Below are 19,077 nucleotides of genomic sequence, written 5' to 3' on the forward strand. Positions count from 1 at the left end.
AACTCTATCATCAAGAGTGACACTGCCATTGGTATTACCTTTTCATCTTTCTTAGCCTTAGGTGTCATCTTGATTAGTGTTGCCAAGAGTTCGACAGACCTCTTCCATATCCTTTTTGGGAATATCCTCGCTGTCCAAGATACGGACATGTGGATCACCATTGGTGTGGGGGCATTGATTCTCTTGATTATCGGGATTTTCTTTAAACAACTATTGATTACATCCTTTGACGAGCTTTTGGCTAAAGCCATGGGAATGCCCGTCAATTTCTATCACTATCTACTCATGGTGCTCTTGACCCTTGTGTCAGTCACTGCCATGCAAAGTGTTGGAACGATTCTTATCGTGGCCATGTTGATCACCCCAGCTGCGACGGCTTACCTTTATGCTAATAGCCTAAAGAGCATGATTTTTCTTTCATCAACCCTAGGGGCAACCGCTTCTGTTTTGGGACTCTTTATCGGCTATAGCTTCAACCTCGCAGCAGGATCCAGCATCGTGCTCACATCTGCCAGCTTCTTCTTAATCAGTTTCTTTATCTCTCCAAAGCAACGATACTTGAAACTAAAAAATAAAAAAATCAATAAATAAGGGGAAACCCTTCTGGAGGAATCTAATGAAAAAATTAGGTACATTGCTCGTTCTTTTTCTTTCTATCATTGGATTAGCTGCCTGTGCTAGTGGGAAAAAAGATACAGCATCTACAAACCAAAAACTAAAGGTTGTAGCGACTAACTCTATCATTGCTGATATTACTAAAAATATCGCTGGTGACAAGATTGATCTTCATAGTATCGTTCCTGTTGGTCAAGACCCACACGAGTACGAACCACTTCCTGAAGACGTAAAGAAAACTTCTGAGGCTGACCTCATTTTCTATAACGGTATCAACCTTGAAACAGGTGGCAATGCTTGGTTTACCAAATTGGTCGAAAATGCCAAGAAAACTGAAAACAAAGACTACTATGCAGTTAGTGACGGCGTAGATATCATCTACCTTGAAGGTCAAAACGAGAAAGGCAAAGAAGACCCACACGCTTGGCTCAACCTTGAAAATGGGATAATTTATGCTAAAAATATCGCTAAACAGTTGATTGCAAAAGACCCTAGCAACAAGGAATTCTACGAAAAAAATCTCAAAGACTATACTGAAAAGCTAGACAAACTGGACAAGGAAGCCAAAGAGAAATTTAACAATATCCCTGCTGAAAAGAAACTCATCGTAACCAGCGAAGGATGCTTCAAATACTTCTCTAAAGCTTACGGAGTTCCAAGTGCCTACATCTGGGAAATCAACACAGAAGAAGAAGGAACACCGGAACAAATCAAGACCTTGGTTGAAAAACTTCGCCAAACAAAAGTTCCATCACTCTTTGTTGAATCAAGTGTCGATGACCGTCCAATGAAGACTGTTTCACAAGACACAAATATCCCAATTTACGCACAAATCTTTACTGACTCAATCGCTGAAGAAGGTAAAGAAGGTGACAGCTACTACAACATGATGAAATACAACCTTGACAAGATTGCTGAAGGTTTGTCAAAATAATCCATTAAAAACGTCATTCTCACCGAATTGGCGTTTTTTTACACTTTCCGGTCAAATCATTGGAAAAATCTGATAATTCTCGGTAAAATGAAAGAAAAAAGAATGGAGTAGTTTCATGACCACTTTTCTCGGAAATCCTGTAACTTTTACAGGTAAACAACTGCAAGTCGGAGACAAGGCACTTGACTTTTCTCTTACAACAACCGATCTCTCTAAAAAAACGCTAGCTGACTTTAATGGAAAGAAAAAAGTCTTGAGTGTTGTCCCTTCTATCGATACTGGTGTCTGCTCAACGCAAACACGTCGCTTCAACCAAGAACTTGCCAACCTTGACAACACCGTCGTTCTTACCGTTTCTATGGACCTACCATTTGCCCAAGGACGCTGGTGCGGGGCTGAAGGTCTTGACAATGCCATCATGCTTTCAGACTACTTTGACCATTCTTTCGGACGTGATTATGCCCTCTTGATTAACGAATGGCATCTCCTTGCACGTGCCGTCTTTGTTCTCGATGCTGACAATGTCATCCGTTATGTAGAATACGTTAACAATATCAACACGGAGCCAAACTTTGAAGCTGCTATTGCTGCAGTTAAAGAACTAGACTAAAATCACAAGCATTATGACAGAAAGCTAGAGAAATCTAGCTTTTTTTGGTATACTAGATGGAGAGAATATACAAGAGGAAACGAATGACTCCAAATAAAGAAGATTATTTAAAATGTATTTATGAAATCGGTACGGACATGCAAAAAATCACCAACAAAGAAATTGCTGCCCGTATGCAGGTCTCTCCGCCTGCTGTAACAGAGATGATCAAACGCATGAAAAGTGAAAATCTCATCCTCAAGGATAAGGAGAACGGCTATCTATTGACAGATATTGGCCTCAAACTGGTCTCTGAGCTCTATCGTAAACACCGTTTGATTGAAGTCTTTCTAGTTCACCATCTAGACTATACTAGCGATCAAATCCACGAAGAAGCTGAGGTCCTAGAACACACAGTCTCTGACCTATTTGTAAAGAGACTGGATAAACTGCTTGGTTTCCCTCAAACTTGCCCCCACGGTGGAACCATACCAGCCGAGGGAGAACTCTTGGTTGAAATCAATAACCTTCCACTAGCAGCTGTCCAGGAAGCTGGAACCTATCTCCTGACTCGCGTTCATGATAGTTTTGAACTACTCAAATATCTAGAAAAGCACGCAATTCATATCGGTGACCAACTCCAAGTCAAGCAGTTTGATGGCTTTTCCAATAGCTTTACTCTGGTCAACAAAGGTGAAGATCTCCAAGTTAGCATCGATATCGCCAAACAACTCTATGTCGAAAAAATCAACTAACCCCTTATTCCTGAAAGAAGTTCCTTTCAGGGATTTTTTATCATTTTAGTTGTAAGTCCCATTCATTTGGTGTAGAATGAAGCTAGATAAAAGAGGGAGGTTTTCCTATGAAAAAGCTCTTTAGAATCCATTTTGCAGCCATTGCAGTCAGCGATTTACTACTGTTGGTAACTTTCAGACCCCGATACGAACTTTCTTTGGAGAGAGGCCTGATTTTTTGCTTCATTTTCATCCTTGCTCAAGGACTACTGCTATTTCGCTTGGTCAATCGACTCAAAAAACATTTCTCTGAGATTTATCCTCAGATGAACAAAAAAATTCGCCTCTACTATTTAGGGGTGCTCATCAGCGATTTTCTATTATTTGTCTTTTTAGCAATCACTGGCCCTCAATATTTCTACTCTCTTACTCCAGTCTTTACTTCCTGTCATTCTACTTTATATTATATAACGGCTAGCCACCTAAGAGAAAACTATCCAGACTTTTACAACAAACATACCTCTTTATGGGAGTGTCTATAAACAAAAACCAAGCCAGCTGGCTTGGTTTTCTTATCTATTTTTAGTATCAAGAATGATGGTGACTGGTCCATCATTTACCAGCTCCACCTGCATATCCGCTCCAAAAATACCTGTCTGAACAGGTACTTCCTGTGCTAGCTTTTGATTGAGAGCATCATAGAAATCTGATGCCATATCCGGCTTGGCTGCACCTGTAAAGGCTGGACGATTGCCCTTCTTGGTATCTGCAAAGAGGGTAAACTGAGAAATAGAAAGGATTTCGCCCCCAATATCCTTAACAGACAGATTCATCTTACCTTCTGCATCTGAAAAAATCCGCATATTGACCAGTTTTCTCACAGCATAATTCAGATCTTCCTCTTGGTCCTCTGGGCCAACACCGACCAGTAATAAGAGTCCCTGATTGATTTTTCCCTGAACCTGACCTTCGATATTCACTTGGGCTTTTTTAACCCGTTGGATAATGATTTTCATAAGCGCCTTTCTATTCAATTATCCGTTGGTTCGTTTGACTGAGTATACCTCTGGCACACTCTTGATTTTGTCAACGACCGTTGTCAGCGTAGAAAGGTTTGAAATTCCAAAGGACACATGGATATTGGCAAATTTCATATCCTTGGTTGGTTGGGCGTTAACGGTTGAGATATTCTTAGTTGTGTTGGAGAGAACTTGCAGAACATCGTTTAAGAGCCCTGTACGGTTGAGACCATAGATATCAATGTGGGCAGTGTATTCCTTGCTTGAGAATTGGTCTTCCCATTCCACATCAAGGAGACGTTGTTCATAGTTTTCTTGGGCGCGAAGGTTCATACAGTCCACACGGTGAATAGCTACACCACGACCCTTGGTAATGTAGCCAACAATGTCATCACCCGGAACGGGATTGCAACACTTAGCAATCCGTACTAGGAGACCTGAGGCACCTTCAATCACCACACCACCCTCATGTTTGACCTTGAGGGTTTCTTTATTCTCAACCTTAACTTCGCCACCTTTGACAAGCTCTTCTGCTTCCGCCTTGGCCTTAGCGCGTTCTTCCTCACGACGTTCCTTTTCAGTCAGACGATTAAAGACCGTAATAGCACCGATTTCTCCAAAACCAATGGCCGCAAAGAGAGACTCTTCTGTCTTGTAACTGGTCTTTTGAAGGACTTGGTCCATGTGACGCTTGTCCATGAATTTATTGGCTACATAGCCGTTTTCTTGGAACTGAGCTATCAGCATTTCACGGCCCTTGTTAACAGACAATTCCTTGTCTTGGTTTTTAAAGAACTGACGAATCTTGTTGCGTGCCTTACTGGTCTTGACCATGTTGAGCCAATCACGACTCGGGCCAAAGGAGTTAGGGTTGGTGACAATTTCGACCTGATCCCCAGTTTTGAGCTTGGTTGTCAGAGGAACCATGCGGCCATTGACCTTGGCACCAGTTGCTTTTTCACCGACTTTGGTATGAATTTCATAGGCGAAGTCAATCGGGCCTGAATCTTTTGGAAGGGAACGCACAGCCCCATCTGGGGTAAAGACGTAAATCTCCTCAGCCAGATAGTTTTCCTTAACAGAATCCACAAATTCCTTGGCATCATCCGCCTGGTCTTGCAACTCAATCATTTCCTTGATCCAGTTCATCCCGATAGCTGATTCTTTGCTGTTGACCTGCCCCTTGATTCCTTTCTTATAGGCCCAGTGAGCTGCTACCCCGTACTCAGCCACCTCGTGCATTTCCTTGGTACGAATTTGGAATTCAATCGGACCTTTTGGTCCATAGACAGTCGTATGGATAGACTGGTAACCATTGGCCTTACGGTTAGCGATATAATCTTTAAAACGCCCAGGCATTGGTTTCCAAAGCTCATGCACATAGCCCAGCATGGCATAGACATCACTATGAGTCTCTAGGATACAGCGAATGGCAATCAGGTCATAAATTTCCTCAAAACGTTTCTTCTTATCCTGCATCTTGCGATAGATAGAGTAGATATGCTTGGGACGGCCATAGATTTTCCCTTTTAGATTGCGTTCGGAAGTGTAGTCCTCTAACTTTGTCACGACTTCATCGACCAAAGCCTCTCGCTCTCTGCGTTTTTCCTTCATCATGTGAGTAATCTTGTAAAACTCAGTTGGATTGAGATAGCGGAAGGACAAGTCTTCTAACTCCCACTTGACGCTGGAAATCCCCAGACGATGAGCAAGTGGTGCATAAATTTCCATGGTTTCTCTGGAGATACGTTCTTGCTTGTCTTTTCGTAGGTGGTTAAGCGTTCTCATATTATGCAAGCGGTCAGACAGTTTAACCAAGATAACGCGAATATCCTCAGACATGGCCATGAGCATCTTGCGGTGATTTTCCGCTAATTGCTCCTCAATCGATTTGTACTCGACCTTACCAAGCTTAGTCACTCCATCAACAATGATACGAACATCATGACCAAACTCTTGCTCTAAATCATCCAGTGTCGCATCCGTATCCTCAACCACGTCATGCAAAAAACCGCAGGCAACCGTCACGGCATCTAGCTTGAGTTTAGCTAAAATCCCTGCCACCTGAATGGGATGAATAATATAGGGCTCGCCAGATTTACGGTATTGACCACTATGGCATTCAACGGCGTAAACCAAGGCTTTATGTACAAAAGCAACATCTTCTTTCGATAAATATTTTTGCGTTAAAGCGACAACCTCATCGCCCGTCAAATTCACTTCTTTCGGCATCTATTCTCTCCAATTCTTCCTACCATTTTATCACTTTTTTAAGAATATTAAAACTAGAAAAGCCTGTTTTCATGCCTAGCCTATGCATTTAAATAGAAAAAGCACTGCAAGAGAAACTCTACAGTGCTTTGCTATTCTATTTATTTATCTTAGTAGATTGTTTTCTCAGTTTCTACGTCGAAGAAGTGCGCTTTGTTCAAGTCAAATCCAAGTTCAACTGTTGCACCTGTTTGCAAGTAGTCACGAGCATCCACTTTTGCAACAAATTCATCTTTACCAACTTGGCAGTAAAGGTGAGATTCTGAACCAAGCAATTCTGATACAGAGATAGTTGCTTTAACCACTGATTCTGGGAATGTTTCAAGGAAAGCAGGTTCTGCATTCACATCTTCTGGACGAATACCGAAGATCAATTCTTTACCTTCGTAGCCTTTATCACGAAGAACTTTCAATGCTCCTTCTGGAACTTTCAAGCGGAAACCGTCAGAAACAATTTCGCTACCAACCAATTTCACATTGATGAAGTTCATAGCTGGGCTTCCGATGAATCCTGCTACGAATTTGTTAACTGGGTTTTTGTAAACTTCTTGAGGAGTACCGATTTGTTCTACACGTCCGATAGTACCTGTACCAGCAGGGTTCTTAGTAGCTGACATGATAACGATACGGTCTGCCAATGTCATCGCTTCTGTTTGGTCGTGCGTTACGTAGATGGTTGTAGCACCGATACGACGGTGGATCTTCGCAATTTCAGCACGCATAGATACACGAAGTTTGGCATCCAAGTTTGACAAAGGTTCGTCCATCAAGAATACTTTTGCATCACGGACAATCGCACGACCCATGGCAACACGTTGACGTTGACCACCAGAAAGGTCAGCAGGTTTACGATCCAAGAACTCTTTCAAGCCAAGGATTGCTGCAGCTTCTTGCACACGTTTGTCGATATCTTCTTTGCTGTATTTACGCAATTTCAAACCGAAAGCCATGTTGTCATATACAGTCATGTGTGGGTAAAGAGCGTAGTTTTGGAATACCATGGCGATGTCACGGTCTTTTGGAGCTACGTCGTTGACAACCACGCCATCGATAGATGCAGTACCTTCTGTGATGTCTTCAAGACCTGCAATCATACGAAGAGTTGTTGATTTACCACATCCTGAAGGACCTACGAAAACGATAAATTCCTTGTCTTTGATGTCCAAGTTGAAGTCTTCAACTGAGTAGTGTTCGCTGTTTGGATATTTTTTGTAAATGTTTTTAAGATTTAATTCTACCATGGAAGGTAAACTCCTTTTGTCTTTTGATAGTTTTATTATAGATGAAAACGCTTTACTTTTCTATGGCAAGGTGACCAAAAAAATAAAAAAGTTCTGTGCAACTTGCACAAAACTTTAGAGAATATCTGGTAAAATCAACTGATAACAAAGGCTGAGATCCGTCAACTCCTTCAACTGAAGTCCTGTTAATTCTTCCCATTTATCAATCTTGTATTGGAGAGAATTGCGATGCAGATAGAGTTGCTGGGCTGTTTTAGTTAAGACAGCACTGTTTTCCCAGAGAGAAAGAATGATCTCCTGAATCTGATCTTGGTCCAGAATCAACTGACGAAGGTATTCTTTGATAATTCTATGGTCAACCAGCCCTTCCCCAAGACTCCAAAGATAGAGCTGTGAAAAAGTATGAACCCCTTGATGCCCCTGACGCCACCAAGCCTTAAACAAGTCCCGCTCTGCTTGGATTAAATCTGACAAAGCCTGATACCCAGTCTGTGACCAAACCTGCCCCAACATGATAGACAGACGAAGACCAAAGTCATACTCTACTGCCTCAATCGTATCGGATAAGATTGAGCGAACAGAGCTGTATTTATCTTGCTGGAGAATAAAAACATAGTCCTGAACTCCGACCTGCAACACTGTCTGGCAGTTAGGAAAGAGGGTCTGCATCATATCCAGCCAAGAGGCTAGATTTTCCTGTTGGTAATAGGATAGATGGCAATAAACCAGTTGTATCTTTTTAAAAGTTTGAGGTGCCTGCCCCTTTCCCTCGATCAGATAGGAATACCAAGGATTGAGTGAACTAGCCTGCTCCTGCTGGGTTAAAAGGGCAATTAACTGCTTTTCACGCTCGCTGAGCCCAGTTTCTTCCAGTAAAATCCACTGTTGAGAAGATAGAGGAAGTGTAAGATATCCTAGTTTCTCTATTGGCTGATCTGAAATCTGAGCCTCAGGAAACCAGTCTAGTAATTCTTTTGCAAGCATTTCTACGCCTCCACTTTTTGGATACACCACAAAATCAAGGTCTCTAGACGCTCCATATTATCAGTCAGATGAAGATAACCCATCACTGCTTCAAAACCTGTAGACATGCGATAAGTTACGACATCTGCATTTTTAGCCTTTGTGTGGCTATTGGTATTGCGCCCACGTTTATAGATTTCTTCTTCTTTTTCCGTTAAAACTTGCTCCTCCAACATCAGGGAAATCAGGCGAGCCTGAGCCTTGGCCGATACATACTTGGTCGCCTCTTGGTGAAGTTTATTGGGCTTGGTCATGCCTTTTAGGATGAGGTGGCGGCGAATATACATGGAATACACCGCATCCCCTTCAAAGGCTAGCGCAATTCCGTTAATGAGATTGACATCAATCACGTGTCCACCTCACTCCATCCTTGGTATCAAGGAGCTTAATCCCTTGAGCAGCCAGTTGATCACGGATTTGGTCTGCTGTCGCAAAGTCACGATTAGCACGCGCTTCTTGACGTTTTTGGATTAAGGCTTCAATGTCTGCATCCAAAACTTCCTCAACAAAGACAATCCCAAAGACCTCCAACATAGCCGCAAGAGCTTCCTTAACACTTGCATCATAGTTTCCTGAGTTGATCCATTTGGCCATTTCAAAGACAACTGTGATACCGTTGGCGGAGTTGAAATCCTCATCCATAGCTGCTACAAACTTGTCTTTAAAGGCTTGCAATTCTTGTGCATCTACAGTCCCAGAAAATGGTTGCTCGTAAGTGTTCTTCAGATATTTGAGATTGGTCTCGGCATCATGCACTGCTTTTTCCGTAAAGTTGATTGGTTTACGGTAATGCTGAGTGGCAAAGAAGAAACGAAGCACTTGGCCATCAAGAGTTTTGAGGGCATCGTGTACGGTGATAAAGTTGCCCAAGGACTTGGACATCTTGACATTATCGATATTAACAAAGCCATTGTGCATCCAGTAGTTGGCGAAAGTCTTGCCTGTTTTGGCTTCTGACTGGGCAATTTCATTGGTATGATGCGGAAATTCCAGATCGGCTCCCCCACCGTGAATATCAATGGTATCGCCCAAAATCTCTGTTGACATAACCGAACACTCGATATGCCAACCCGGACGACCAGGTCCCCAAGGACTGTCCCAAGAAATCTCGCCTGGTTTTGCAGCTTTCCAAAGGGCAAAGTCTACAGGATTTTCCTTGCGAGCCGTTTCTTCATCGGTACGACCTGAAGCACCCAGCTCCAAATCTTCCAAGGTTTTATTGGCCAACTTAGCATAGTTGTGAGATTTTTCCACGCGGAAGTAAACATCTCCTTGACTCTCGTAGGCAAAGCCTTTTTCAACCAAGTCAGCGACAAAACGAATGATGTCAGCCATAAACTCTACTACACGCGGATGGCGAGTCGCAGGTTTCACGCCTAAGGCTGTCACATCCTCACGAAAGGCAGCGATGTACTTGTCCGCAACCTCCAGAGGCGTGATACCTTCTTCCTTGGCACGGTTGATAATCTTATCGTCTACATCTGTAAAGTTGGAAATATAGGCAACTTCGTAGCCACGGTATTCGAAATAACGACGAATGGTATCAAAAGCCACCGTCGAACGGGCATTCCCCACGTGGATATAGTTGTATACCGTTGGCCCACAGACATACATGCGAACCTTTCCTTCTTCGATTGGGACAAATTCTCGCAAATCACGAGACATGGTGTCGTAAATTTTAATCATGCAGTCCACTCCCTTCTCTATTTCTGACTTTTTCGGCTGAAAACCAGCTCTGCAAATGGGCCAAATTGTCTGAGGCTATCCAGTTGGTAAAAGCGCTGCCCTTCCTCTTGGGTAAAGAGGGGAACCCCCTTTCCTAGGATAAGGGGTGCTATCTGAATAATGAGGTGGTCGAAAAGATCCGCATCCAAGAGCGGTCCTACCAAGGAATTACCACCAATCACAAAGACATTTTTGCCTTTGTCAATCTGCTGAACAAAGTCCACCACATCCCCAGCTACTGGCTGGTAATTGCTGACAGGCAGGTGCCTATCATGCGTAAAGACATAGTTTTCCGTAGCTTGATAAAAACTTTCTACATCTTGCAAATCTTGGATTTCCTCAAAGGTCCGCTTGCCCATGATGGTGATATCCATTTGCCTGTAAAAGTCATCATAGCCTGTATCCTCTACAGAACCAAGCTGATGCAGCCAGTCTATCCTGTGCTGGCCGTCTGCCAAGTAGCCATCCATGGTGATACAGCCGTAAAAATATACTGCCATTCTTGTAGTTACCTTTCTAGTTCCTTTGCTATTTTCAAAGCGATAGTGAAAAAAGTCATGGCATCAGCTGTCCGCTCTTCATGGCGGGCATCCCAGATTCGGTTATGATGATCCACATAGTCAGCTGTGTAGAAGAATTGATAGACCTTGCTCTTGCGAAATTGACTCCAAGCCATGATAGCTGAAGCTTCCATATCCACCACTTTGGCTCCAGCAGCCAAGCGACGCTTGACCTTATCAGGCGTTTCTCGATAAAAGGCATCAGTCGTCCAAGACTTGGTGCGGATATGCTCGACGCAAGATTTGTTCAAAGCTTCTTCCATAGTTAAGAGCAAAGTTTCATCATAAGCTATCTCATCACTTGGAGGAGCGTAATGGTAACTTGTACCTTCATCACGTAGAGCTGAACTTGGTAGGATAATCTTATCTGCCTGAATAGACTGATCTAGAACTCCGCAAGAACCCAAAACAACAAAGTTCTTAAATCCTCTTGCTTTGAGTTCTTCTAAGAGTCCAACAACCATCGGGGCTCCAATCGTAGCTATAGCAACGGCTACCTTACTCCCATCTTTTTCATAGATATACCATGGAAATCTACCATTTAGATTGGTTAGATAGCCACCTTCATAAACATCTTCAAACTGCTTTACTCGTTCAACGATTTCTCCATTAAAAGATAAAATAATCGTGTCACAGACTTCTCCACCATCACGAATACTTCGATCAGTTGGTTCGATAACAGCAGGTACATTTTCGAATTCTTCTAATAGCATTTTTCTATTCTTTCTCATTCAGATAAACTACCTGTGTCTGTTTGATAAAGCCGATTTTTTCATACAAGCGCTTGGCACCTACGTTGCTATCTTCCACGGCAATCTGAAATTCCTTGTCATTTTGCTCAATTAGTTGGTTGACAAGGGATTTTGCTAAATAGCTTCCATAGCCTTTTCCACGTTCAGGTTCCGATATTGCTAAACCGTAGAAGTAATTCGTATCGCTCGATAAATCAATCGTGCAAGTTCCAATGACCTGACCGTTTTTTAATAAAATATATAAGCGACTTTCCGGATCTTTCAGAGCTTCAGCGACATATCTATCCACAACTTCTCTCGATTCATGTTCCTCTGAAAATACCTGAAATTTTAACTGACTAATTTGATCTTGATACGAACTATCTGCTAACATAACTTCCAGATTGGAAAGCTTTTCTAACGGATAAGGCCTTCTATCCTTGCCTAACCAGGTTTCTGTATCCTCGTCCTCGACCAATCCCCAGTTGCTGACAAAATCAGGATGGCGGTCTAGAAAAACACGCTCTGTCTGAAAAGTAACTGAATGAATCGGAAAAGAAGCTGTTTCTCTCTCAAAACTAGTAAACAATGCACGCGCAATCCCCTGACGGCGATGATCTGGATGAACCAGTATCGTCACTTCTACATCTTGGTCATCTGCATAGACAGTTAATAAACCAACAAGTTCGCCTTTTTCATAATAAAGGAAAAAGGCGGGCATGTTTGGATCAAAATTAAGCATGTTAGAGAGATAGGGATCACGATAGGTACTGTCATAGTTTTGGCAACAGTTAATTAGTTTTTTCGCCTCAGATAACTCCTCTTGGCTTAACTTGTTTCTTGCTTGAATCATATAGCTATCCTCTACAAACCAGACGATCTGTGGCTGGCTTCACGGGCATGCTCTAGCTTGTCTAGATAGTATTTCCGTTTCTCCTCTACCTCGTGAATGGTTGGCTCGTCTTTCTCACCATGAACACGGACGATCCTGGCCGGAATACCGACAACCGTCACATCACTAGGTACATCAGATACAACCACTGCACCCGCCCCAACTTTGGCTTTCTCTCCAATTTCAATAGGGCCAATCACCTGAGCGTGGGCCGAAATCAGCGCCCCTTTACGAACAGTCGGATGGCGTTTGCCACTATCCTTACCTGTCCCTCCAAGAGTAACCCCATGGTAGAGAAGAACACCTTTTTCAACGATAGCTGTCTCCCCAATCACAAGTCCTGCTCCATGGTCAATAAAGACACCTGATTCGATCTGAGCACCAGGGTGAATCTCTATCTGCGTCCAAAAACGCCAAAACTGGCTGTGCATACGAGCTAAAAGCTTAAAGCCATGTTTCCAGAGAAAATGAGAGAGACGGTGAGCAGCCAAGGCTTTGACACCCGGATAGGTCAGCAAGACTTCCAAGGTAGTGCGAGCCGCTGGATCATTTTCTTTTACGATATCAATGGTTTCACGCCACCATCCCATACATTTCTCCTTTCTTATTCTGAGTCTTTTGGTGTTTCTGTAGTTTCTTTCTTAGGTTTGTGGTCCTTGTGGTGGTGACGAGGACGATCGCCATGACGATGACCTTTATCCCCTTTTTCTTCTGAACGTTCAGGTTTTGGCGGACGTGGCAAGAGTGCCTTCATAGAAGCATCTACACGACCTTTTTCATCGATCTTAATAACCTTTACATCTACAAAATCACCAATTTGAACTAAATCTTCTACATTATTGGTACGTGTCCAAGCCATTTCAGAAATGTGCACAAGTGCATCTGTCTTATCAAAGAGGTTGACAAAGGCACCGAATTTCTCGATACGAACAACCTTGGCATGGTATACTTCATCGACTTTAGCCTCACGAACTAAACCAGCAATGATTTCTTTGGTACGGTTGATAGCATCTTGGTCACTAGAGTAGATAGATACATTTCCTTCTTCGTCGATATCAATCTTAACGCCTGTTTCAGCGATAATTTTATCAATCGTTTCTCCACCTTTACCGATGACAATCTTGATCTTATCAACATCAATCTTAATGGTATCAATTTTCGGAGCAGTTGGAGCCAATTCTGGACGAACTTCTGGAATCGTTTCTTCAATCACATCAAGGATTTCAAAACGCGCTTTCTTGGCTTGGGCAAGGGCTTCTGTCAAGATTTCTGCAGTGATTCCTTGGATCTTGATATCCATTTGAAGGGCTGTAATCCCGTCACGAGTACCGGCAACCTTAAAGTCCATGTCACCAAAGTGGTCTTCCAAACCTTGGATATCTGTCAATACTGTGTAGTTGTTTCCGTCGGAGATGAGACCCATGGCAATACCAGCTACTGGCGCCTTGATTGGCACACCACCAGCCATAAGGGCAAGAGTTCCCGCACAGATAGAGGCTTGAGATGAAGAACCGTTTGATTCCAAGACCTCAGCTACCAAGCGAATCGCGTATGGAAATTCTTCCAAGCTTGGCAAGACTTGAGCAAGGGCACGCTCACCAAGAGCACCGTGACCGATTTCACGACGACCTGGTGCACCATAACGACCTGTTTCCCCTACAGAGTATTGAGGGAAGTTATAGTGGTGCATAAAGCGTTTCTTGTACTCTGGGTCCAAACCATCGATGATTTGCGTTTCTCCCATCGGAGCCAAGGTCAAAACTGAAAGAGCTTGAGTTTGTCCACGAGTGAAGAGACCGGAACCATGCACACGAGGAAGATAGTCAACCTGCGCATCTAAAGGACGGATTTCATCGACTTTACGACCGTCAGGACGCACCTTGTCTTCTGTGATCAAACGACGCACTTCAGCGTGTTCCATTTGTTCCAAGATTTCAGCCACATCACGCATAATACGGTCAAATTCTTCGTGGTCTGCATATTTTTCTTCGTAAACAGCAGTCACTTGGTCTTTAACTGCTTGAGTTGCAGCTTCACGAGCCAATTTTTCTTCTACTTGGACCGCTTTTTGGAGGTCGCTGTTGTAGGCTGCGATGATTTCAGCCTGCAAGTCCGCATCTACATGAAGCAATTCCACTTCTGCTTTTTCCTTACCGACCGCAGCAACGATTTCTTCTTGGAAGGCAATCAATTCTTTAACAGCTTCGTGTCCTTTGAGAAGAGCTTCCAACATGATTTCTTCTGACAATTCTTTGGCACCAGACTCAACCATGTTGATAGCGTGCTTGGTACCAGCTACTGTCAATTCAAGAAGTGATTGCTCTGCTTGTTCTTGAGTAGGGTTGATGATGATTTGGCCATCGACATAACCCACTTGTACCCCAGCGATTGGTCCGTCAAATGGAATATCTGAGATAGAAAGCGCCAAGGATGAACCAAACATAGCCGCCATTGGAGCAGAGGCATTTTCATCATAAGAGAGCACTGTGTTGATTACTTGCACTTCGTTACGGAAACCTTCCGCAAACATAGGACGGATTGGACGGTCAATCAAACGCGCTGTCAAAGTCGCATCTGTTGAAGGACGTCCTTCACGTTTCATAAAGCCACCAGGAAACTTCCCAGCCGCATACATTTTTTCTTCGTAGTTAACTTGAAGTGGGAAGAAATCCCCAGTTGCCATTTTCTTAGACATAACGGCAGCAGTCAAGACAGTTGACTCACCGTAACGCACGACAACAGAGCCATTTGCTTGCTTAGCAACCTGGCCAGTCTCTACAACCAACTCACGACCCGCAAAAGTCGTTTGAAACACTTGTTTTGTCATTTTAATCCCCTTTGGATTGATGAAATTATACGCCTTGCCTACAAAGATCAAGATACTAAGGTCACAAAAAGCAAAGTAAAAATAGGAAACTGGCGAAGTCTTCGATGAAGACAAGACAGTTTATCTTTTTTACACAGCTTTTCGGCCGAGTTCAATTACTCATGATAGCATAGATTGACGCAGTGTGCGATGCACACCAGGAAATCTATCTTTTTCACTAGGGATTTAGCCCGTGTTCAACTACCTAAATACCTTGAAAAGTTTAAAAATATTATTCTTTAGCATTTGTATCTTTTATAGCATAGCAGATTTGAATAGCTAAGAATATGTTTATACCCTCATCTTTGTATCAAGTACGTACAGAGTCTATTTTATCATATTTTTCTTAAAAAGTGCGGGCTTTTCTATTAAAAAGGAACCATTCCCCTCACCTGAGAAGAATGGTTTGCTTTTTATTATCCTAAAGACTGATGGTTAAACAAGGCATGGGTTGCTTGGTGGATGTATTTTGCTGTTTCAGCATTGTTCATGGTGTAGAGATGCACACCTGCGACATCCTGGGTTACCAAGTCCACGATTTGATCCACTGCATAGGCAAGTCCTGCTGCTCTGAGCGACTCAGGATCATGCTCATACTTGTCTAAGATAGCCTTAAATTTGCGTGGAAGATGAATATTCTCACAAGTCTTCAAGAGACGAAGCGCTTGGTTACGGTTAAGAATGGGCATAATCCCCGCATGAATGGGAACATCAATCCCCGCCAAGGTACACTTGTCTTGGAAATCATAGAAGCGCTCATTGTCAAAGAAAAGTTGCGTTACAAGGCTTGAACAGCCTGCATCCACTTTCTTCTTGAGATTTTGAATATCTGAGATCTGGTTTGGCGAGTCAGGATGCCCCTCTGGGTAGCAAGCGCCAATAATATCAAAGTGAGGAGCTTGTTCCTTGATGAACTCAATCAAATCTGTTGCGTAGCGAAAATCCTTTTGTGGTTCCACATCAGGGATAATATCCCCACGCAAGGCCAAGATTTTCTGTACCCCAACCTTGTCCAAGTCTGCAATGGTTTCAGCAACTTTGTCCTTGGTCAGATAGATAGCTGGCAAGTGGGCAATGGTTGGAATCGCTAAGTCATTCTGGATAAAGTCAGCCAAACGAACCGTTGTTTCCTTGATATTAAATTTATTGTTGCTGGCAGTCACACTGATAAAGTGCGGTGTCAGCTCCCGCATATCCTGCAAGGCTGAAATAATTTTATCATTACCCACAGCTGGGTTTGGAGGGAACACTTCAAATGAAAGTGACGGCGTTTGGCGTGACATAGTCATTATCCTTTTCTTTTTGATTTTATGATTGCTGAGCCAGCTAGGGCCAAGCAGTTCCTTGATCAGTCAGTGTCACGAGCGAAATCGTATCTTACAATTTCTCACGCGCAGCTTTTGCTGCTTCAACAAGGCGGATCAAGCTTTCTTTTGTTTCTGGAATACCACGTGTTTTCAAACCACAGTCAGGGTTAATCCAAACTTTCTTGCTTGGAACTTTGGCAAGAATAGCATCGATTGTGTGGTCGATTTCGCCTTCATTAGGCACACGAGGTGAGTGGATATCGTAAACCCCAGGTCCCACTTCTGTTTGGAAGTTTTTCGCTTTGAGTTCGTCCAAGATTTCAAGGTTTGAACGGCTTGCTTCAAAGGAAATAACGTCCGCATCCATGTTGTCGATAGCTGGGATGATATCTGTAAATTCTGAGTAACACATGTGGGTGTGAATTTGAGTGTCTGGCGCTACTGTAGAGTGTACCAAGCGGAAGGCAGGAATAGCCCAGTCAAGGTAGTCTTCGTACCAGTCGCTACGACGGAGTGGCAATTTCTCACGAAGAGCAGCCTCGTCGATTTGGATGATTTTCACACCTGCAGCTTCAAGGTCAAGCACTTCATCCTTAATAGCAAGGGCGATTTGAAGAGTTGAGTCCTTGATAGAGATGTCTTCACGTGGGAATGACCAGTTAAGGATGGTAACAGGTCCTGTCAACATACCTTTAACAGGTTTGTCAGTACGGCTTTGTGCGTAGCTAGACCATTTGACAGTGATTGGGTTGAGACGAGTGACGTCACCCCAGATGATTGGTGGTTTCACCCCACGCATACCGTATGATTGTACCCAACCGTTTTTAGAGAAGAGGTAACCTGACAAGTTTTGACCGAAGTACTCAACCATGTCGTTACGCTCGAACTCACCGTGTACAAGCACGTCAAATCCAACTTCTTCTTGCCATTTGATCCATTCGTCGATAGTCTCAGCAAGGAAGGCATCGTATTCTTCTTGTGACAATTCACCCTTACGGTAAGCCAAACGTTTGGCACGGACTTCCTTAGTTTGAGGGAATGAACCGATGGTTGTTGTTGGAAGAGCTGGAAGTTTAAAGGCTTCTTCTTGGATAGCTTCACGTTCTGCAAAGGCTGGCAAACGAGTGTAGTCTGCGTCAGTCAATCCAGCGATGCGCGCACGAAGTTCCGCATTTTCACCCACACGCTCAGTCGCAAAGAGTTCTTTGTTTGCTGCAAGAGCTTCTGCGCCTTGACCGTTGCGGATAGCATCCAAATCACGAATCTCATCCAATTTTTCAACTGCAAAAGCAAAGTGGTTCAAGATAGCTGGTTCAAATTCTTCGTTAGCAGTTGTAAATGGCACATGAAGAAGTGAGCATGAGCTTGTCAAAACGATGTTTTCAGCTGGGATTTGCTCAAGAACAGCCAAGCTCTTTTCGTAGTTGTTGCGCCAGATGTTTTTACCATTGACGATACCTGCATAGAGAGTCTTGTCAGCTGGGAAGCCACCCTTAACGAGTTCAAGAGTTTTCTTACCTTCAACGAAGTCCAAACCAATGGCATCTACTGGCAAGTTCACAAGGTCAGAGTAGACGTCACGAACGTCACCAAAGTAAGTTTGAAGCAAGACTTCAAGACCTTTCTTGTCAGCCAAAAGCTTGTTGTAGATGTTCAAGAAGAGAGCTTTTTCTTCAGCTGTCAAATCTTTGACAAGAGCCGCTTCATCGAGTTGGATACGAGTTGCACCAAGTTCCGCCAATTTAGCAAAAACTTCTTGGTAAGCAGCTACTAAGCTATCTACGAAGTCTTCTGCTTTCACGCCTTCTTCAAAGTCTGATAATTGAAGGAAAGTGAATGGACCTACAAGAACAGGACGAGTGTTGAGACCAAGTTCTTTGGCTTCTTGGAACTCATCAAAGATCTTGTGACCAGCCAATTTAACTTGAGTGTCTTTTTCAAATTTAGGAACGATGTAGTGGTAGTTGGTGTTAAACCACTTCTTCATCGGAAGGGCACGAACGTCCCCTTTTTCTCCTTGGTAACCACGTCCCAAAGCAAAGTAGCGCTCAAGGTCAGACAAGTCCAAGTTTTGAACAGATGCAGGCACCACGTTGAAGAGGAAAGCCGCATCTAAGAAGTTGTCGTAGTGAGAAAAGTCATTTGATGGGATTTCAGTGATGCCTTTTTCTTTGACAATGTTCCAGTGTTTTGCCCGCAATTCTTTTGCTGCTGCAAGGAGTTCTTCTTCTGAGATTTCTTTTCTAAAGTATTTTTCAGTTGTAAATTTTAATTCGCGGAATTCGCCCAAACGAGGGAAACCGATGATCGTAGTTGACATGATGTGTCCTCCAAAATTTGTTGTTGAAACTATCTTAACAGAAAAGAAAGCGCCTGTATAATTGTAAAAAATTAGGCTTTGATATAGTTTGAAACTATATCATCATTTAGGACAAAAGAAAAAGACTTGAGAACAGTGTCTCAAATCCTTTGTATAGCTTGTTTTAAGGCTGTATTTTAGTTGAAATGCTCAAACGAGCTATTGACGATTCGCATCAGTGACTATGGCTTGCTATTAGAAAAGACTATAG

Annotated in this window: 18 protein-coding genes; 5 read left to right on the plus strand and 13 right to left on the minus strand. The window is 43.1% G+C overall.

The genetic code is table 11. The annotated features are described in order from the left end of the window. From GMD6S_RS04810 to GMD6S_RS12950, 5 genes are all read left to right on the plus strand, one after another. Positions 1-591 (plus strand): metal ABC transporter permease (locus GMD6S_RS04810; RefSeq protein ID WP_000294973.1); only part of this gene is annotated, 591 nt, incomplete at its 5' end. A gap of 25 nt (positions 592-616) precedes the next feature. Then, positions 617-1,549, plus strand: a complete 933-nt coding sequence (locus GMD6S_RS04815) for a metal ABC transporter substrate-binding protein (RefSeq protein ID WP_000733064.1) — start codon at positions 617-619, stop codon at positions 1,547-1,549. A 115-nt stretch (positions 1,550-1,664) separates the two neighbouring features. Then, positions 1,665-2,159 carry a thiol peroxidase gene (gene tpx / locus GMD6S_RS04820; protein WP_000206545.1) on the plus strand — a complete coding sequence of 165 codons (495 nt, stop codon included), beginning with the start codon at positions 1,665-1,667 and terminating at the stop codon, positions 2,157-2,159. A gap of 83 nt (positions 2,160-2,242) precedes the next feature. Further along, complete coding sequence (locus GMD6S_RS04825; protein WP_000188532.1) at positions 2,243-2,893, plus strand: metal-dependent transcriptional regulator; 651 nt, start codon at positions 2,243-2,245, stop codon at positions 2,891-2,893. Positions 2,894-3,000: 107 nt separating this feature from the next. Beyond that, positions 3,001-3,414, plus strand: coding sequence for a hypothetical protein (locus GMD6S_RS12950; protein ID WP_000732782.1), 414 nt, complete (start codon positions 3,001-3,003; stop codon positions 3,412-3,414). Positions 3,415-3,444: 30 nt separating this feature from the next. Here the strand turns inward: GMD6S_RS12950 and dtd are convergent, their stop codons facing one another. The 13 genes from dtd to metE all read right to left on the minus strand — a co-directional run bounded on the left by dtd (position 3,445) and on the right by metE (position 18,827). Then, the gene (gene dtd / locus GMD6S_RS04835) at positions 3,445-3,888 is read right to left on the minus strand and encodes a D-aminoacyl-tRNA deacylase (protein WP_000691395.1); all 444 of its coding nucleotides are present in this window, start codon (positions 3,886-3,888) and stop codon (positions 3,445-3,447) included. A gap of 18 nt (positions 3,889-3,906) precedes the next feature. After that, a complete protein-coding gene (locus GMD6S_RS04840) occupies positions 3,907-6,123 on the minus strand; it encodes a RelA/SpoT family protein (RefSeq protein WP_001123768.1) in 2,217 nt (738 codons plus the stop codon). A 149-nt stretch (positions 6,124-6,272) separates the two neighbouring features. Then, positions 6,273-7,403, minus strand: a complete 1,131-nt coding sequence (locus GMD6S_RS04845; protein WP_000229943.1) for an ABC transporter ATP-binding protein — start codon at positions 7,401-7,403, stop codon at positions 6,273-6,275. A 114-nt stretch (positions 7,404-7,517) separates the two neighbouring features. Further along, positions 7,518-8,387 (minus strand): helix-turn-helix domain-containing protein, encoded by an 870-nt coding sequence (locus tag GMD6S_RS04850; protein WP_000879846.1) that lies wholly within the window; start codon positions 8,385-8,387, stop codon positions 7,518-7,520. A gap of 2 nt (positions 8,388-8,389) precedes the next feature. Beyond that, entirely contained in the window at positions 8,390-8,776 is a 387-nt protein-coding gene (locus tag GMD6S_RS04855) for a Mini-ribonuclease 3 (protein ID WP_000567921.1), read from the minus strand. Then, complete coding sequence (cysS, locus tag GMD6S_RS04860; RefSeq protein ID WP_000591119.1) at positions 8,769-10,112, minus strand: cysteine--tRNA ligase; 1,344 nt, start codon at positions 10,110-10,112, stop codon at positions 8,769-8,771. The genes GMD6S_RS04855 and cysS overlap by 8 nt, the downstream gene beginning before the upstream one ends. Before the next feature lie 17 nt (positions 10,113-10,129). After that, complete coding sequence (locus GMD6S_RS04865) at positions 10,130-10,651, minus strand: dihydrofolate reductase family protein (RefSeq protein WP_000301970.1); 522 nt, start codon at positions 10,649-10,651, stop codon at positions 10,130-10,132. 8 nt (positions 10,652-10,659) lie between these two features. Continuing rightward, positions 10,660-11,424 carry a nucleoside phosphorylase gene (locus GMD6S_RS04870; RefSeq protein ID WP_000923414.1) on the minus strand — a complete coding sequence of 255 codons (765 nt, stop codon included), beginning with the start codon at positions 11,422-11,424 and terminating at the stop codon, positions 10,660-10,662. A gap of 4 nt (positions 11,425-11,428) precedes the next feature. Continuing rightward, complete coding sequence (locus tag GMD6S_RS04875) at positions 11,429-12,295, minus strand: GNAT family N-acetyltransferase (RefSeq protein WP_000613650.1); 867 nt, start codon at positions 12,293-12,295, stop codon at positions 11,429-11,431. A gap of 11 nt (positions 12,296-12,306) precedes the next feature. Then, a complete protein-coding gene (cysE, locus tag GMD6S_RS04880) occupies positions 12,307-12,924 on the minus strand; it encodes a serine O-acetyltransferase (protein WP_000539988.1) in 618 nt (205 codons plus the stop codon). 14 nt (positions 12,925-12,938) lie between these two features. Then, on the minus strand, positions 12,939-15,161 hold the full coding sequence (gene pnp, locus GMD6S_RS04885) for a polyribonucleotide nucleotidyltransferase (RefSeq protein WP_000166435.1): 2,223 nt from the start codon (positions 15,159-15,161) through the stop codon (positions 12,939-12,941). A gap of 455 nt (positions 15,162-15,616) precedes the next feature. Then, a complete protein-coding gene (metF, locus tag GMD6S_RS04890; protein ID WP_002877494.1) occupies positions 15,617-16,483 on the minus strand; it encodes a methylenetetrahydrofolate reductase [NAD(P)H] in 867 nt (288 codons plus the stop codon). A gap of 94 nt (positions 16,484-16,577) precedes the next feature. Beyond that, positions 16,578-18,827: a 5-methyltetrahydropteroyltriglutamate--homocysteine S-methyltransferase gene (gene metE, locus GMD6S_RS04895; RefSeq protein ID WP_000108242.1), complete on the minus strand. Its 2,250-nt coding sequence runs from the start codon at positions 18,825-18,827 to the stop codon at positions 16,578-16,580. Positions 18,828-19,077 lie beyond the last annotated feature (250 nt).

The sequence above is a fragment of the Streptococcus sp. GMD6S genome, from assembly GCF_000297015.1.

Coding starts and splice junctions, on each gene's coding strand:
- GMD6S_RS04815 (WP_000733064.1), top strand. CDS start 617: ATGAAAAAATTAGGTACATTGCTCGTTCTTTTTCTTTCTATCATTGGA.
- tpx (WP_000206545.1), top strand. CDS start 1,665: ATGACCACTTTTCTCGGAAATCCTGTAACTTTTACAGGTAAACAACTG.
- GMD6S_RS04850 (WP_000879846.1), bottom strand. CDS start 8,387: ATGCTTGCAAAAGAATTACTAGACTGGTTTCCTGAGGCTCAGATTTCA.
- cysE (WP_000539988.1), bottom strand. CDS start 12,924: ATGGGATGGTGGCGTGAAACCATTGATATCGTAAAAGAAAATGATCCA.
- GMD6S_RS12950 (WP_000732782.1), top strand. CDS start 3,001: ATGAAAAAGCTCTTTAGAATCCATTTTGCAGCCATTGCAGTCAGCGAT.
- GMD6S_RS04875 (WP_000613650.1), bottom strand. CDS start 12,295: ATGATTCAAGCAAGAAACAAGTTAAGCCAAGAGGAGTTATCTGAGGCG.
- GMD6S_RS04845 (WP_000229943.1), bottom strand. CDS start 7,403: ATGGTAGAATTAAATCTTAAAAACATTTACAAAAAATATCCAAACAGC.
- metE (WP_000108242.1), bottom strand. CDS start 18,827: ATGTCAACTACGATCATCGGTTTCCCTCGTTTGGGCGAATTCCGCGAA.
- cysS (WP_000591119.1), bottom strand. CDS start 10,112: ATGATTAAAATTTACGACACCATGTCTCGTGATTTGCGAGAATTTGTC.
- metF (WP_002877494.1), bottom strand. CDS start 16,483: ATGTCACGCCAAACGCCGTCACTTTCATTTGAAGTGTTCCCTCCAAAC.
- GMD6S_RS04840 (WP_001123768.1), bottom strand. CDS start 6,123: ATGCCGAAAGAAGTGAATTTGACGGGCGATGAGGTTGTCGCTTTAACG.
- GMD6S_RS04870 (WP_000923414.1), bottom strand. CDS start 11,424: ATGCTATTAGAAGAATTCGAAAATGTACCTGCTGTTATCGAACCAACT.
- pnp (WP_000166435.1), bottom strand. CDS start 15,161: ATGACAAAACAAGTGTTTCAAACGACTTTTGCGGGTCGTGAGTTGGTT.
- GMD6S_RS04825 (WP_000188532.1), top strand. CDS start 2,243: ATGACTCCAAATAAAGAAGATTATTTAAAATGTATTTATGAAATCGGT.
- dtd (WP_000691395.1), bottom strand. CDS start 3,888: ATGAAAATCATTATCCAACGGGTTAAAAAAGCCCAAGTGAATATCGAA.
- GMD6S_RS04865 (WP_000301970.1), bottom strand. CDS start 10,651: ATGGCAGTATATTTTTACGGCTGTATCACCATGGATGGCTACTTGGCA.